The following is a 15988-nucleotide window of genomic DNA, read 5'->3' as shown; positions in this document are numbered from 1 at the left end:
CGTCGTCCCGTCAAACTTCTGAATCCGATGGTTGTTGGTATCCGCCACCAGCAACTGGAACGGTTCGTTCACGTTCACAATTGACACCAGCGTCGCCGTCGCCTGATTCCCCGTTCCTCCGTTGGTTGATGTCACCGCGTCGGTCGTGTTGACCAGCGACCCAAGTCCCGTCGCCAGCACATCCACCGATATCGTGCAACTCGCTCCTGGTGCTAAGGTTATCCCGCTCACCACAATGCTCGTCCCGGCTGGACTTGCCGTCACGCTCCCGCCACATCCGTTGACCACGTTTGGCGTTCCCGCCACTTCCATTCCGGCGGGTAGATTGTCGGTAAAGCTCACTCCCGTCAACCCCACCCCTGGATTTGGATTCGTCACTGTAAACGTCAGCGTTGACACACTATTTGGCGGCACCGCTGGCGGATTGAAGGCTTTGGCCAGGTTCGGCCCCACAATCACCGCCGTCGTCGCCGTCCCGCTGTTGTTTCCGCCTACCGGGTCGGTTGTGCTGCTCGCTGCCATCGCGCTGTTGGTGATCGTGGTTCCCGCCGCCAACCCCGTGTTGACCGCCACCACCACCTCGAACTGGGCCGTTTCTCCCGCACCCACGGTTGCCTTGGAAAACACCACGTTCCCGGTTCCACCCACCGCTGGCGCGCTGGTGCTCCATCCCGTTCCAGTCATCACACTTGCTGAAACAAATGTGGTGTTGGTCGGCACCGCATCCGTCACCGTCACTGTTTGGGCTGCCGATGGCCCGTTGTTGGTGAAATTGAGCGTGTACGTCAGATTGGTTCCCGTCGCCACCGGGTCGGGACTGTCCGTCTTCGTGACCGAAAGATCAGCCTGCGCCGTCACCGTCGTCGTCGCTGTCGCGCTGTTGTTCGCCGGGTTCGGATCCGTTCCCGCGTTCGCGGTTGCCGTGTTGCTGATAACTGATCCAGCCGTCACTCCGCTGTTGACGTTCACCACTATCGTAAACACCGCTGTTTCCGTATTGAGCACGGTGCCTTTGCTGAATACCACATTCCCCGTTCCACCAACTGATGGCGCACTCGTGCTCCACCCGGTTCCCGTCGTCACCGTCGCTGACACAAATGTCGTCCCGACTGGAACGCCATCCGTCACCGTCACCGTCGTCGCGTCTCCGGGGCCGTTGTTCACAAAGTTGATCGTGTACGCCAGATTCATTCCCGCCACCACTGGGTCGGGGCTGTCACTCTTGGTTACGGCCAGATCCGTTTGCACCTGCACCGTCGTCGTCGCTGTCGCGCTGTTGTTTCCGCCAGTTGGATCGGTCGTAGTGGTGGTGGTGGTCGCCGTGTTGCTAATCACCGTTCCAGCACTCGTGCTTCCGTTGACATTCACCACGATGGTGAACACCGCCGTTTCACTCGCGCCGACTGTCCCCTTGGAAAACACCACGTTCCCGATCCCACCAACCGCTGGTGTGCTTGTGCCCCATCCGGTTCCCGTCGTTACCGTTGCCGATACAAAGGTGGTATTGGTCGGCACCGCATCCGTCACCGTCACTGATTGGGCTTCGCTTGGGCCATTATTGGTGAAGTTCACCGTGTAGGTGATGGTGTTTCCCGCAAAGGTTGGGTCTGGGCTGTCACCTTTGGTCACCGCCAGGTCCGCGCTCGTACTCACCGTCGTCGCCGCCGTGCCGCTGCTGTTTCCACTGTTCGGATCGGTCGTCACGGTTCCTGCCGTCGCCGTGTTGCTGATGACGGTTCCGCTCGCCGTGCTCGCATTCACTTTCACCACAATTGAAAACACCGCCGTTTCGCTCGCTCCCACCGTCGCTTTGGAAAATACCACGTTCCCGGTTCCTCCCACTGACGGTGCACTCGTGCTCCACCCGGTTCCGGTCGTGACCGTCGCTGACACAAACGTTGTGTTCGTCGGCACCCCATCCGTTACCGTCACCGTTTGGGCGTCGCTTGGTCCATTATTCGTGAAGTTCACCGTGTACGTGATGTTATTTCCCGCCGTTACCGGGTCTGGACTGTCGCTCTTGGTCACCGAAAGGTCGGCGCTGGTATTGACTGTCGTGGTCGCCGTCGCACTGTTGTTTCCTCCAGTTGGATCAGTCGTCGCCGTGGCGGCCGTCGCCGTGTTGGTGATCACCGCTCCGCTCGCGGTGTTTGAATTGACCTTCACCACGATGGTGAACACGGCTGTTTCACTCGCCGCCACCGTTGCCTTGGAAAACACCACGTTCCCGGTTCCTCCCACGCTCGGCGCACTCGTCCCCCATCCTGTTCCCGTTGTTACGGTTGCCGACACAAACGTCGTGTTGGTCGGCACCCCATCCGTTACCGTCACCGTCTGGGCATCACTTGGCCCGTTATTGGTGAAGTTCACCGTGTACGTCACATTATTTCCTGCCGTTACCGGGTCTGGACTGTCGCTCTTAGTCACTGAAAGGTCGGCGCTGGTGTTCACCGTCGTGGTCGCCATTCCGCTGTTGTTTCCTGAAACTGGATCGGACGTCGTTGCCCCCGCCGTCGCCGTGTTGGTGATCGTTGAGCCGTTGACCGCATTCGCGTTCACCTTCACCACGATTGAAAACACCGCCGTTTCCCCATTCGTCACCGTCGCCTTGGAAAACACCACGTTCCCGGTCCCACCCACTGACGGCGCACTCGTCCCCCATCCCGTTCCCGTCGTCACTGTCGCCGACACAAACGTCGTGTTGGTCGGCACCGCGTCCGTCACCGTCACCATCGTCGCGTCTCCAGGCCCACTATTGCTGAAGTTCACCGTGTACGTCAGGTTGTTTCCCGCAATCACCGGATCCGGACTATCCGACTTCGTCACCGCCAGATCCGCCTGGGTGTTCACCGTCGTCGTCGCCGTCCCGCTGTTGTTTCCGCCAGTTGGATCGGTCGTCGTGCTCGCCGCCGTCGCCGTGTTGGTCACCGTTGTTCCGTTCGGCGTGCTGCCGTTGACGTTGACCACCATCGTGAACACCGCCGTTTCCCCATTTGCCACCGATGCTTTACTGAACACCACGTTCCCCGTCCCACCAACTGATGGTGCCGATGTGCTCCATCCCGTTCCAGTGGTAACACTTGCTGACACAAAGGTCGTGTTCGTCGGCACCGCATCCGTCACCGTGACTGTATCCGCGCTGTTCGGTCCGTTGTTCGTGAAGTTCACCGTGTAGGTGATGGTGTTCGTTACCACGACTGGGTCAGGTGAATCACTCTTGGTCACTGCCAGGTCCGCTCGCCGGATCACCATCGTCGTCGTCATGGCGGTGTTGTTGGCTGTATCCGGGTCAAACTTCGGACTCGCCGCCACCGCCGAATTGGTGATCGTCGTTCCTTCGGCGACTCCCGCTCCCACCTGCACCACAATCGTGAACACCGCCGTTTCCGCATTCGCCACCGACGCCTTGCTGAACACCACGTTCCCCGTCCCGCCCACCGACGGCGCGCTGGTGCTCCAGCCGCTGCCGGTCGTCACCGTCGCGGACACGAACGTCGTGTTCGTCGGCACCGCATCCGTCACCGTCACCGTGTTCGCGGCTGACGGACCGTTATTGACGAAATTCACCGTGTACGTGATGTTTGATCCAGCCACCACCGGGTCTGGCGCATCGCTTTTGGTCACCGCCAGATTCGCCGCATCCAACTGCGTGCAGGTCGGATTTGCCGCCCCCGCCGCGTCCGGGTCATCGGTTAAAACATTGCTGAAGTTCGACCCACTCACTGTTCCCTGATTGCATACCTGCGCGGTTCCCTGCGGCACCGGATTGTCAATGTCCACATCAAAGCGCACCGTCACGCTCTTGCCTGGCGGAATCGTTCCAATTGATGAATTTACCGTTTCCCCCGAGCGGAGCAGACCGGGTTCCGGGTTCCGGGTTCCGGGTTCCGGGTTCCACGTGGGTGAGTTCAAACTGTCAGATGAAAGTTCTTTCCGATCTCCAATTCCAGTCCAGTAACTGGCCGTGATGACTTTCATCGTTGAATCCCGAAGCCAGGAATCTGAAAGTTGAATCCCTGTCTTCTCATACCCGGAACCCGGAACCCGACGAACCCCCACCGCCATCCGCCCGCTCATAAGCTTGTGCGCATGTTCTTCCCCGTCAAGCACTTCCAGCCCGAGTGCGCGTCCAAACTGATGCATGATCACCGTCAACAGGTCCACTTTGCCGTGGGCTGGACTTGCCTGGCCCGCCTCAAGCTCGGTTTCGGAGACAATCTTTTCAAATTCCACATCGTCCATCGGCGATGGGTCAATGTACCAGCCGTACCCGCCAGCTTTCGCGTCAAGCAGCACCAGGGTTGATGGGGTCTGGGTCAACAGGTCGCCTTTTTCCAAATCGGCTAACCCAAATTTCACCGCTCGCATCTGGTCAATTTTTTCAACTGGTGCTCCGGCGGCGAGCCATCGGGCAATAGCGGCTTCCGTCAACCACGAAACCTGGTCTGGAGTTAATTTGGTGACCGCTCGGCGGTTGAGTTCTTTTGGCTCGGGTAACGACAGGGTTTTGCCAGGTGAGGTCAGGTGGGTTCCTGAATTTGAGCTGGTTGTGGCTGGTCTGGAAGGTGCGGTTTGGCAAGTAGCGTTGGATACAACTGTAACGGTTCCAAGCACTTCAGTTGTGGTTCCAGGATTGTTTGCGGCCAGCACCGTTGCCGCAGTTCCTGACGACACACCTTGCTCAAGATTAACAGTTGCAGTATTTGCCTGACGAACCCGAATGCCGAACTGGCCGCCCGGCACTCCATTCGGGAAAGTTGCCGTGTTGTTGCGAACGTCGAAACAACCAGCCGAAGCTTGGCGGGCTTGAACCACAATTGGGGTCACTCCATTAACATTATCCCCAACTGATACAATGTTGTTGATGACGGTCGCGGTATAGGTCGGCAGCGCATTTGTATCAGGGGTATCAACCAAAATTGCCCGGGCCACACCACTGGTGGAATTCTCCGTCACTGTATTGCGGTCAATCAGAATGTTTGCCGGAGCGGCAGCGGCAGCACACACAGGACTGGCGCCGGCGCCGCAACTGGTCAAAAAAGCAATAATGGCATGATTTGTCGCACTGGTTGGATGTGTAATCGTGTTGTCTTTAATGACTGCGGTCAGTGACGAAGCCGCCGTGGCATTCCCTGCTGTTTGACCGACAAAAATTGCCACCCCGCCCACACCTGAAATGGCGTTGTTGGTCACGTGGGCAACCAGGTCACCATCAGTCCCATTTGAGAGAAGAAATCCCTCGTTCCCTTGTGTGGATTTTTGAAGCCTACAGTTGTTGATCGTAATGTCTATCGTCGAATCCCCATTTGCTGCCGCCTGGATGCCTTGAGATTTGTTGTCGTCAAAGAAACAGTTTTGGATTGAAATGGTGGCATTTGCAGGAGGCGTGCCGGCATTCCCATCGGTGTGGGTTTCAATTTGGATTCCATCACTTCCACCGCTGGTGCTGTTATCGGTGATATCGCTATTTGACACCGTTCCGCTAAAACTATGGCTTTGCTGGTAAACTTCAATCTGATGTTCAATTGAACAAAAAACTTTCAGGTTATCCAGGAGGAAGGAGGGAGTGCCCGTTGTGTTGAATCCATTCAGACCGCCTGGCAAGGACTTTCCAAAAACAATCGCTGCATCCTGCGAACCAGTACTCGTTCCGATATCGCCATCCGCATCGGCACAGGCACTACCGGAAATTGCCCCCACCGTACAGTACTGAACTGTCACATTGTTGACCGAAAGTCCATACACCCCAAAATTGTCGAACCGCGTCAGGTTCATGTGTTGGAGTGTCGCTGAACCATTATTGATATAGACACCCGATGAGGTTGTTCCATCACCATCGGCACCTCCGGTTTTATTGGTGATGGTGCCGCCCGTCCCATTTCCCCCCTTCGGCGAAGTTGCACCATTTCCAGTGACTACCAGCGGATTGACACCTGTATTGACGAGAATAATCCCGGTCGCAGAACCTCCAGACGAGGAAATGCTTTGGAAATTCAGGGTGCTTGTTCCAACAGTTGTATTTTGGACGTTCAATGCCGTTCCAGTTGTGCTGGTAATCGAATTGCCCGTGCCGGTCACATTGACCGTTCCGCCACCAGTCGCCGTAAACCCCGTGCCGCTGGTGGTATCAATATCCAACCCGCCACCCGTGAAATTGATCGTCGCCCCGGTATTGCTGCTCAAGTTGACGGCAGTGCTGGCGCCAGTGTTCAGCGTTTTTGTCCCACCTGAAAAAGTATAGGTGCCGCCGGTATTACTGGAGACTGAGATTCCCGTTGAACTTCCCGTCCCACTCAAATTTCCTGAAAGTGTGACTGACCCACCCGTGTTGCTGGCGATGTCCACCAGCCGAAACGCCGTATTGGAGCTCACCGTCCCATTGTAGGTAATCGCGGCATTGCTCCCATTTTCTTCAAAGGCAACGTTGGTCGGATTGGTGATCGAGGTGTTGCTGCCAAAGCCGAAGGTGCCCGACGAACCGTTGAAAATCGTCAGCCGCGCCCCGCCGCCGTTGAGCGTCGTCGTCCCGTTAAAATTGTATGTTCCGTCCGCGTTGTCAAACGTCAATCCCCCATTGCTCGTCGAACTCAACGTCCCGGTCTGAAACGTGATCGTTCCCGTGCTGTGGGCCGAAATATTGACCAGCGGATTCCCGCCGCCATTCGTCGCACTCCCGCTGTAGGTCACCGACAGTGTTCCCCCGAATGTGAAACAGCCGTTTGACCCGCTGATGCTTCCGCCCGCCGTCAGACTCCCAGCCATGCTGGTCAACACCACCGCCGTCTGGGTCGTGCTCGTCGTCGAGAGCGTGATTCCCGACGTGGCGTTGATTGTTCCGTTTGAAAGGCTCAGGATTTGTCCCGTTCCGTTGATCGTCAGCGTGTCGGCGTTAAACGTCCCAATGCTGTTGCCGCTGATTCCCGCTCCGGTTGTGTTTCCAATCGTGAATCCCCGGACTGTATTGCCGCTTCCGAGCGTGATTGAATTGGTACTCGCCGCCGTCGCCACCAGCGTCGTGTTGCTCCCAGCAGCTACCACCGTAATCGTGTTGACTGTCAACGCCACTCCGCTTCCGATCAACTGCTGATTGTTGAGAAGCGTCATGTTCCCGTCGTAATCCCCAGTCCGTTCAAAGACATAGATGATGTCGCCCGCCGTGTCCGGTCCCGTCGCTCCACTTACGTCCGCCAGTGAATCAAACCGCGACGCGAACGTTCCATTCCCTCCCGCACTTGCTGTTGAATCCACATACCACACCCGCTGCCCGAGGTTGATCGTCACGGTTCCGGTATCCGTCAACCCGTCGCCATCCGTCAAGGTGTAGGTAAAAGTATCCGTCAGATTCTGGTCGCCGACTTGCGGTTCATAGGTAAATGACCCGTCCGCCGCAATCGTCACGCTCCCGCCCTGCGTCGTGGCAAATGTGCCTGCCGTTACCACCAGCGAAGCGGTCGGCGTCACGCCGTCCACGTCATAATCGTTGGCCCGGACGCCGCTCGCGGTGTTGATCGTCAGCGTTGTGTTTCCCACCGCGTTGTAACTATCGGCAATTGCCAGCGGTGAGACCTTCACCGACCCGGCTACCAGCGTCGTGTTGGCGTCAATCGTGTCTGTGAAATTCACTCCGGTCGCATTTCCACCACCCGAATTGGTAATCACCACCGTATACCGCAACCGGTCACCTGGATCAGCGGCAAAGTCTCCGTCCACATCATTTTGCAGCGCGTCCACCTTGGTCGCCGCAATCGTCGGCGTTTGCCGGAGCGGATTTCCTAACTTCGGAAACATCGTTCGGCTGGTGAGCAACGGATTGATTGCCACTGGAACACTTCCCTCGATTCCAGGAAGTCTCTGGCTGCGAGCTTCGGTTTCCCGAACCACAAGGTGGTTTCCAACTCCAAATACCAGGATGAGTCCAATGAAAAAGAAACCTGAACCGAAAAACCGGGAGGAAATGCGACGGTCTGAAGTCATAATGTACCTGCGAACCGGATTCAGGCAGTTTGGCGTTGGGGGGAGTGTTCATCAGTGATGGAGACAACCATTTGCAGCACATCACAAAGAACGTTCTGCGCCTGCAAACATAGTGAGCCACCCAATTTCCTGAACCAGCAATCAATAAGTGGTTTGTAAAAACAAAAGAGGGAAATAAGTGATTGATGTGGAACTACTTGTGATGGATTTCCTGCGAAAAGTCAAGCAATGGCAAATCTTTCTCCAGTGAATGACATTGTCTATTTCTGCTTAACATCCTGAAACAATACTCATACTATTTGGATCCAGGTTTTCGAATCTCAGAAAAATACAAATATTTCAACAACTTATGGCCACTATGATTCCCAAGAATCACTCGGTTTACAGCTTTTCTTCCCTTCAGTCGCCCGTGTGTGAAGTGACCCCAGGGACAGTCCTGACATTTGAAACGTCTGACGAGCAATATGAACGCCTCAGCCGTGGCGAATCCGTTCAGGCAGTTCGGAAATTGACCAACCCGGTGACCGGCCCGGTGGCGATCCAGGGTGCACAGAAAGGTGATGCGATTTGTGTGGAAGTACTCGATATCCAGATCAGTCGGGCCTGGGCAGTCTGGGTACCGAACCTCGGTAGCCTCGGCCACAAGACCCAAACGATTCAAGTAAAAGAAGTTCTCATCCAGAACCAAACTTTGCATTTGAGTCCGCGATTGACAGTTGACCTTGATCCAATGATCGGCTGCATCGGTGTGGCACCCAAAAAAGGTGTTGGGTCAACAGTTGCCCCAGCAGGACGATGGGGTGGGAATATGGACCTCCGGGAATTGCGAAGCGGAACCAGCATCTGGTTGCCCGTGTTTCATCCTGGCGGCCTGCTCTCGATTGGGGACCTGCACGCCGCCATGGGCACGGGTGAACCAACCTGCATTGCCATCGAAGCCAGTGGCCAGGTCACAGTCCGGATTGAGCTGATTCCCAAAGCCGGGATTGAATCGCCACGGTTGTTTGTCCCAGGAGCAACTATGTGTGTTGGCATTGGCCAAAGTATTGAACAGGCTCAACTTTCGGCCATTGATCAGGCATATCAGGTTTTAGTGGAAAAGTTTGGTTTGAGTGACTTCGAAGCTTACGCTTATGCCTCGGCAAAGCTTGAACTCAGATTCGGAGGCCCTGCCTCACCGATTGTGCTGGCAGTTGTGCCAGATCTACCATTCAACAACAAGAACTACCAAATTACTGAAAATTCTGATTCTTTCTGACTATGCACCAACTCCCAATTACCTTATTTCTTTTTTTGTTCACTTTGGGACTGGTGAGCAATCAACCCGTTTCCGAACAAAACGATCTTGCCACACTGGCAGCCAGGTTTCGCGCTTACCGTGAAGCATTGCGGAAAGATACTGACCGGCAACAAACCGAACTCCGACACTGGAACGGCCCCGTTCACAAGCTGATGTCTGAACTCGGAGACCGTCTTGAGCTTGAACATCTTCCGGAAAAACAGGTGATCAACCTGCTTGGCAAACCAGATGAAATCATCAAGGGCGGCAAGTACCACAACGGAATGCTTGTTCCCAAACCTGAAAAACATCTTGTCTACTGGTGGCGCGGAGGACACGACTATCTGTATCTGGTTGTCCGCCAGGGAAAAATCGCTGAGGCAAGATGGTGGTATGCTGGAGAGTAAACCCTTTCGGGTTTAAGGTTTAAGGTTCAGAGAAACAAATTCCACAATAGGTTAATCCCCATGAAAAGAATTTTCCCTTTTTTCCTGGTCGGGCTTCTTTTTCTGTTCCAACCACCTCCTTTAGTGGCTTCTTTGAAGCCTGCTCCATCTTCAATTCGGTCAATTGATTTTCGCAACTTCACTTATCCGTTACCTGATAAGCGATTTTCAGAACTGGGTAAAAAAGTGAGAGTGGTGGATGGAACGTGTGATGATGGAAGTAACCAAATGTGTCGGGCCTATTTTCACGTCGCAGAAGTGATTTATGGTGATTTGACCGGCGATCAGCATGAAGAAGCTGTGGTTGTTACTATTTTTGGCAGCGCATGTGGAACATATTATCTGACAAACATCTATGTTTATTCTTTGGTCAACCGCAAGCCATTACTCCTTGCCCAGTTAAAAGAATCCCAGGTTGAAGAAGACTTCAAAAAGACTTACAGAGGTGATAAATATCAGCTTTTTGAATCGGTTGAGAGCGGAAGACTCATCAAAAACAAACAACTAACTGTCAGCTATTTTACAACTGGCGCTCATTGTTGCCCAGAAAACGTTTCAACATTCAGATATGAGTTGCGTGGAAAAAAAATGGTATTGATCCAAAATCCAAAGCGAGTGCCGAATTCCCAGGAGTATGTAAAAATGCAGGCTTACCATGAGAGATTGAATTACTTGAAATTCTGAGAACTCAAGAAACTTTGCTACACTGCTGTGGCCGACACCAATTTCACTTTCTCATTTCAGGACTATGGAATTCCAACTCACTCACGCACTTGAAATACTCCGGCAAACACCTGCCACGCTCCATTCCCTGCTGGATGGACTCTCTCCCGAATGGATTCACGCCACCGAAGGCCCCGAAACCTGGAGCCCATTCAACATTGTCGGCCATTTGATCCACGGCGAAGAAACCGACTGGATTTCCCGCGCCCTCATCATTCTCAATCAGGGCGAAAGTCGCCCGTTTGAACCGTTTGACCGGGTGGCAATGTTTGAACGCTATGGCCATCAATCACTGGCTGAATTACTGGACTTGTTTGCCCGGCATCGGGCCGCCAACCTTGAGAAGCTGATTTCGCTCAACCTGACAGATGAACAACTCGCACTTCGTGGTCAGCACCCAGCTTTTGGGAGCGTCACGCTCCGGCAGCTTCTGGCAACCTGGGTCGCGCATGATTTGAGCCATTTGGCCCAGATTTCACGCGTCTTTGCATATCAATATCGTGATGCGGTCGGCCCCTGGCGCGAGTATCTTTCGATACTGAAATGAAAAAGCGCATCCCAGGTGTCTTTTCCAGGTGAAAGCATTTTTCATCAAGTACAGTTCCCATTCCGCCACCTTTGCCAGTCGTGGGTCACCAAATCTGCGCGGCACATCTTATTCATCAGGGAATGAGCTTTGCCCTTGAAAGCTCAAAAATAGTTCTATGAAACTAAACTCTATCTCGCGAATGTGGTTGTTTTTTGCTGCTTTCAACCTGTTTTTCTGCCTGACATCACACTCCACGCTTGCCAAACTGCCCCCACGCGGGGGAGAAAAAATCAAGGCCGAAGACGTTATCGCCAAACACCTCGAAGCCATTGGCCCAGCGGCGGTTCGGGCGTCAATCAAAACCCGCCGGGCAGAAGGAACCGCCAGTTTCCTGTCGTTTGCGGTTCGAGACCTGCGGCCCTCTGGCCCTGCCGTTTTTACATCAGAAGGTAAAAAAGTCCTGCTTGGAATGAACTTTAACCTCAGTGATTATCAATCGGAGCGCACCACGTTTGACGGGAATCGGGTCTGGTCAGGCTATGCGCGGCCCGGCGTTCGGTCTCCGCTCAGCGAATACCTGCTCCCCCGAAAAGTGATTTTTCAGGAAGGGTTGCTTGGCGGCGTGCTCTCAACCGGCTGGCCGCTTCTTGACCTCACATCAACCAAAGCCCGGCTCGAATATGGTGGAATCAAAAAAGTGGACGGCACGCCGGCGCATTTACTCCGCTATCAGCCCAAAGGCGGCTCGGATGTAACGATTCGGCTCTATTTCGACACCGAGCACTTTCGGCATATCCAGACGGAATATGAACAGGTTTTTGCGGCTCAAATGGGTGCTACACCTGACCAATCAGCCCAGATTCAGACACCGCGCATTAAAATGACTGAGCGGTTCGATGATTTTTCAGACGAACAGGGCCTGGTGCTGCCCCACAGCTACAAGATTTTGTTTTCACCAAATGGCTCAACCCTATACAACTGGCAGATCACGATTCAAAAAGTCGTGGTAAACGAAACCATTGACTCGTCCACATTCCAGCTTTCACCGGGTAAGTAGGCAGGTGGGGGTTCCGGGTTCTGGGTTCCGAGTTCCGGGTTCCGGGTTTTCGAAACCAAGCACCAAGCACCCTGAACTTCAACGAGGTACATTTTATGTGTCGCAACATCAAACCCCTGTTCAATTTCGAGCCACCTGTGACGGATGAAGAGATTCGGGCCGCCGCGCTCCAATTTGTGAGAAAAGTGAGTGGCTTCAATAAACCATCAAAAGCCAATGAACCAGCGTTTCTGGCAGCAGTTGAGGAAATCACCACCATTTCCAAAAACCTGCTGAGTGCCCTTGAGACAAATTCACCGCCGAGGACTCGCGAAGAAATGGCCGCCAAAGCCCAGGCCCGCACCGCCCGGAGATTTCCGACGTGAACCGCCCGGTATCAACTTTTTTGTAGTCAGTAGTCAGTAGTTCGCTAAGTTTATTTATTTGAATTACTTAACTGTTTTCTAATACGGGGATCTCATTACAAACTGGTATCACACGGTATTAGGAAATAGTGATAGTATCTCAAGAGGTTTTGCTCAGAGGGAGTTTACGATGTCAACACAACTTAAACATTACTACACTGACGAAGAATACCTCACAATTGACCGGGCTTCCGATATCAGGCGTGAGTACCTTGATGGAATCATTTATGACATGGGTGGGGCATCGGCTCGGCACGTTCAAATTGTCGGCAACATTGCGGGAGAACTCCGCACCCGGCTCCGAGATAAACCATGTCTGATTTATTCGACCGATCTTCGCGTGCAAGTGAGCCCAGCGGGGTTGTATGCCTATCCAGATGTTGTCGTTGTCTGCACAGAACCAGAGTTTGTTGACGAAGAACTCGACACATTGACCAATCCACTGTTGATTGTTGAAGTTCTCTCAGACTCAACCAAAAACTATGACCGTGGAGAGAAATTTGAGCGATATCGAACCAACCCTTCATTCCGTGAGTATCTGCTCGTCGCTCAAGATCGGGTCCATGTCGAGCGATTTGTTCGTCAGGCCGATGGGATGTGGCTTTTGTATGAAACCAACCAGCTTGATGAAACTATTGAACTGATTTCAGTCGGGTGCCAAATTCCAATTGCTGAGTTTTATCTCAAGGTCACTTTCCCAACATCAACTGGGGGTTCAGGGTTCAGGGGTTAGGGTTCAGGGGTTTCGAACTCAGGTCCTTTATGTCCCTTTTGTCCTTTTTGTCCTTTATGCCCTTTTTCGAAAACCCGGAACCCGGAACCCGGAACCCGGAACCCGGAACCCGGAACCCGGAACCCGGAACCCGGAACCCGGAACCCTAAATCTGCGGAAACAAATGTGCTAACCGGAGTTCCCGGAGCATGGCGCTTTTCTTGGCCTGGTGGGCCTGCATCCGCTGCAAAATGTCATCCAGCACCTGGACGGCATTGACCACAAAGGGACCTTTATTGAGCATCACGCATTCGGCGCGGTGACCCATGGCCGCGTCGGTGATTTCGGCCCGCGATGGCATTCCCTGGCGGGCCAGCGTTTCCAAAACCTGGGTTGCCCAAATCACCGGCACATGCGCGGCTTCGCAAATCCAGAGAATTTCCTCTTGAACTTCAGCCAGTCGTTCAAAACCACATTCAACCGCCAGATCGCCACGGGCAATCATCACGCCGGAACAGGGCATGCGCATGGCGGTCAGCAACATGTCGCCCAGGTTTTCAAACCCCCGGCGGGTTTCAATTTTGAGAATCACGGCGGGTTGTGGCCCACCGATTCGGCTGATTTCCTCCCGAAGCAAATCAACATCCTGCGCTTGATTGGCAAACGAGAGCGCCACCACATCCGCGTGATGAACCACAAACTGGAGATCCGCAATATCCTTTTCGGTCAATGCCGACAACCGCAGGGTACTGTCAGGCAGGTTGATGCCTTTATCACTTCGGAGTTTGGCCCCTTGGGCTGCCGTCTGTGTGATTCGAACCAGGATTCGATCAGCTTCGATGCGTTCGATGACGCCGCCAATTTTGCCATCATCAAACCAGATTCGCTCTCCGGCCCGAATATCGTCAAACACTTCGGGCAAGGTGCAGCCAATCGAAGCTGGACAGAGAATTCTCCCACGGCTATCCACCGTGGCTGGTCGGCCCGGTTTTAAATTCCGAGTCAAAATCAGCAAATCCCCTTGCTGTACAGTGATTGGATTTTCACGTGGGGCAAACACACCAACTTCTGTTTTCCCAGTTTCAGGGCGGTGATCACCTGGCTCGATGTGGAGCACAATTCCAGGAACGATATAGGCCACGCGTTTGAGTTCGGCCCAACATCCATCATCGGTGGCGTCCACCACGTGCAGGGTTCGCGCGGCACCACGAAGATCCCGAAACTTGACCGCGTCTCCGACCTCAAGTTGCGCCAGCCAATCAGCCGACACGGGAAGGACGGCATCAGCCGGTGACGGAGACCGGACCGGCGATTCTTCATTGGTGAACCACACGCGGGCCGGAGCGATAACTTTTCCATATACATCGCGTTGCGGACGAATCTTCATTACCGTCGCTCCAGGTTCCAAGGGTCCAGTCCGCAGTTTCGGCCCCGCCAGATCCATCACGACCCGACACGACCGGCCCAGCGACGCTTCGGCGCGACGCAGGTGGTCAATCATTCGTTTCCAGGCTCGGGCATCATCGTGGGCACAATTGATGCGCATGCAATTCATCCCCTGGCGGAGCAGGTTATGCACCAGCATGTAATCATTGGCGGCTTCACCCGGCATGGTGACCATAATCCGAACCTCGCGCCCTGTCGGAACCGGCCCCAGCAGCCGTTCGGTATGGTCGTTGAGCAGGCGCTGACCTCCGGCAAAATCAAGGGCTGGCGATTCTGGCTTCGGTAGATCGCCAGTTCGTTGAATCAGCCGATGAAGCGCACGCAAGACAGCATCCACCGTTGCCAGCACATGTGATTCAGCCCGTCCCAGTGAAGACAGGCCCAGGCCCGCCAGCCGTAACTGAAGCGGACGCAGGTCATGTCGCCGCAACGCCAGATAATGCAGCAAGTTGCGTGCGCTTTCATGGTAAGTTGGATTGAGTTTATCCAGAATGGTTTCAACTGGGCTTGCCAAATTGATCATTTCCGCGCGAATCGTGGTCAATTCAGCAAACAAAGATTCCATCTCCGCAGTCAGTTGAGAAGGAGTGAGGTCAAGACAGTTGTTTGGGTGTGACATGGAGCAAATAAGACCATTTAGGGCTAAGGGCATCGGGCTTAAGGGAAATACAATTTTATCAACAAGTTAGCCTCTTGCTCATACGATAGGGCCATTCCAAGATGGTATAAGATTCAGAATTGAATAATTTTGGGGAGCGAATGCGCTTTTCTTGTCTGGTTGGGGCAACCTTGTTTTCTTTGTATCTTGCCATTGTCGGCTTACCTGCTTCAACTCCAGATCCTCATAAAAAGGTATAGAGTTCAAGCTTTCTCTTGCTTCGGTCTTCTGGGGCAAATAACCCGAGGTTCACCAGGTACTTAACGTGAGTTCGATGTAAGAAAGACAAAGAAATAACCAACAACTCTCATTTTTGGTATCATTTACAAAATGAAAACCGGCGTTCACCACAAATGATTGAAAGGAAAGCCTATGCTCCGTGCTGCGTTGCTGGCGTTGGTGTGTATGTTGTTTCAGGGTATGGCGGTGTGTGCTCAGGAATTGCCTCCGGCTCCGCCTGACACCAGATTTTTTCAGGCCCAAAAGCTCGAAAAAGAGAAAAATTTACCGAAGCCCTTCATATCTATCTCGAACTTCCCGGTGCTGAATCTTTCGCAATGAACCTGGTCCGCCAGGATTCGGAGCAGACCGCTTTGAATACCTTCCGCCCGATGCTGTTTATGAAGCGTTGCCGTTCACATAGCCGGTCGGTTGGCCGCTTTGGGACTACCACCGGTCACCTCGGCCACCTCTTGTCACTCTGCGCTTCGCCGTGCACCGACGGGGCGCAGGCGAAGCGCGGAGAACTGGACAGGATGAA

The 15988-nt window shown here is 53.9% G+C and carries 10 protein-coding genes; 8 read left to right on the top strand and 2 right to left on the bottom strand.

The annotated features are described in order from the left end of the window. The coding region (locus tag HY774_07845) for a DUF11 domain-containing protein (protein MBI4748388.1) at positions 1-7974 on the bottom strand (7974 nt) is incomplete at its 3' end. 349 nt (positions 7975-8323) lie between these two features. Between HY774_07845 and HY774_07840 the strand changes: the two genes are divergently transcribed. The 7 genes from HY774_07840 to HY774_07810 all read left to right on the top strand — a co-directional run bounded on the left by HY774_07840 (position 8324) and on the right by HY774_07810 (position 13145). After that, positions 8324-9232, top strand: coding sequence for an acetamidase/formamidase family protein (locus HY774_07840; protein MBI4748387.1), 909 nt, complete (start codon positions 8324-8326; stop codon positions 9230-9232). Positions 9233-9234: 2 nt separating this feature from the next. After that, positions 9235-9660: a hypothetical protein gene (locus tag HY774_07835; protein MBI4748386.1), complete on the top strand. Its 426-nt coding sequence runs from the start codon at positions 9235-9237 to the stop codon at positions 9658-9660. A gap of 60 nt (positions 9661-9720) precedes the next feature. Next, complete coding sequence (locus HY774_07830) at positions 9721-10383, top strand: hypothetical protein (GenBank protein ID MBI4748385.1); 663 nt, start codon at positions 9721-9723, stop codon at positions 10381-10383. A 64-nt stretch (positions 10384-10447) separates the two neighbouring features. Then, the gene (locus HY774_07825; GenBank protein MBI4748384.1) at positions 10448-10969 is read left to right on the top strand and encodes a DinB family protein; all 522 of its coding nucleotides are present in this window, start codon (positions 10448-10450) and stop codon (positions 10967-10969) included. Positions 10970-11126: 157 nt separating this feature from the next. Further along, entirely contained in the window at positions 11127-12008 is an 882-nt protein-coding gene (locus HY774_07820) for a hypothetical protein (protein ID MBI4748383.1), read from the top strand. A 95-nt stretch (positions 12009-12103) separates the two neighbouring features. After that, positions 12104-12373 carry a DUF2277 domain-containing protein gene (locus HY774_07815; protein ID MBI4748382.1) on the top strand — a complete coding sequence of 90 codons (270 nt, stop codon included), beginning with the start codon at positions 12104-12106 and terminating at the stop codon, positions 12371-12373. Between the two features lie 169 nt (positions 12374-12542). Next, positions 12543-13145, top strand: a complete 603-nt coding sequence (locus tag HY774_07810) for a Uma2 family endonuclease (protein MBI4748381.1) — start codon at positions 12543-12545, stop codon at positions 13143-13145. Positions 13146-13290: 145 nt separating this feature from the next. Here HY774_07810 and HY774_07805 read toward each other — a convergent pair whose 3' ends face one another. Continuing rightward, positions 13291-15189 carry a pyruvate kinase gene (locus tag HY774_07805; protein MBI4748380.1) on the bottom strand — a complete coding sequence of 633 codons (1899 nt, stop codon included), beginning with the start codon at positions 15187-15189 and terminating at the stop codon, positions 13291-13293. Between the two features lie 411 nt (positions 15190-15600). Here HY774_07805 and HY774_07800 point away from each other — a divergent pair, with 411 nt between their 5' ends. Further along, complete coding sequence (locus HY774_07800) at positions 15601-15789, top strand: hypothetical protein (GenBank protein ID MBI4748379.1); 189 nt, start codon at positions 15601-15603, stop codon at positions 15787-15789. Positions 15790-15988 lie beyond the last annotated feature (199 nt).

The sequence above is a fragment of the Acidobacteriota bacterium genome, assembly GCA_016208495.1.
Taxonomy (GTDB): domain Bacteria; phylum Acidobacteriota; class Blastocatellia; order Chloracidobacteriales; family Chloracidobacteriaceae; genus JACQXX01.
Note: the sequence above shows the minus strand (reverse complement) of the source record. Positions and strands in the feature narration are given on the sequence as shown.

Bases quoted from the DNA above. Each gene is read 5' to 3' on its own strand.
- HY774_07810 (MBI4748381.1), top strand. From the start codon at position 12,543: ATGTCAACACAACTTAAACATTACTACACTGACGAAGAATACCTCACA.
- HY774_07805 (MBI4748380.1), bottom strand. From the start codon at position 15,189: ATGTCACACCCAAACAACTGTCTTGACCTCACTCCTTCTCAACTGACT.
- HY774_07840 (MBI4748387.1), top strand. From the start codon at position 8,324: ATGGCCACTATGATTCCCAAGAATCACTCGGTTTACAGCTTTTCTTCC.
- HY774_07835 (MBI4748386.1), top strand. From the start codon at position 9,235: ATGCACCAACTCCCAATTACCTTATTTCTTTTTTTGTTCACTTTGGGA.
- HY774_07815 (MBI4748382.1), top strand. From the start codon at position 12,104: ATGTGTCGCAACATCAAACCCCTGTTCAATTTCGAGCCACCTGTGACG.
- HY774_07800 (MBI4748379.1), top strand. From the start codon at position 15,601: ATGCTCCGTGCTGCGTTGCTGGCGTTGGTGTGTATGTTGTTTCAGGGT.
- HY774_07830 (MBI4748385.1), top strand. From the start codon at position 9,721: ATGAAAAGAATTTTCCCTTTTTTCCTGGTCGGGCTTCTTTTTCTGTTC.
- HY774_07825 (MBI4748384.1), top strand. From the start codon at position 10,448: ATGGAATTCCAACTCACTCACGCACTTGAAATACTCCGGCAAACACCT.
- HY774_07820 (MBI4748383.1), top strand. From the start codon at position 11,127: ATGAAACTAAACTCTATCTCGCGAATGTGGTTGTTTTTTGCTGCTTTC.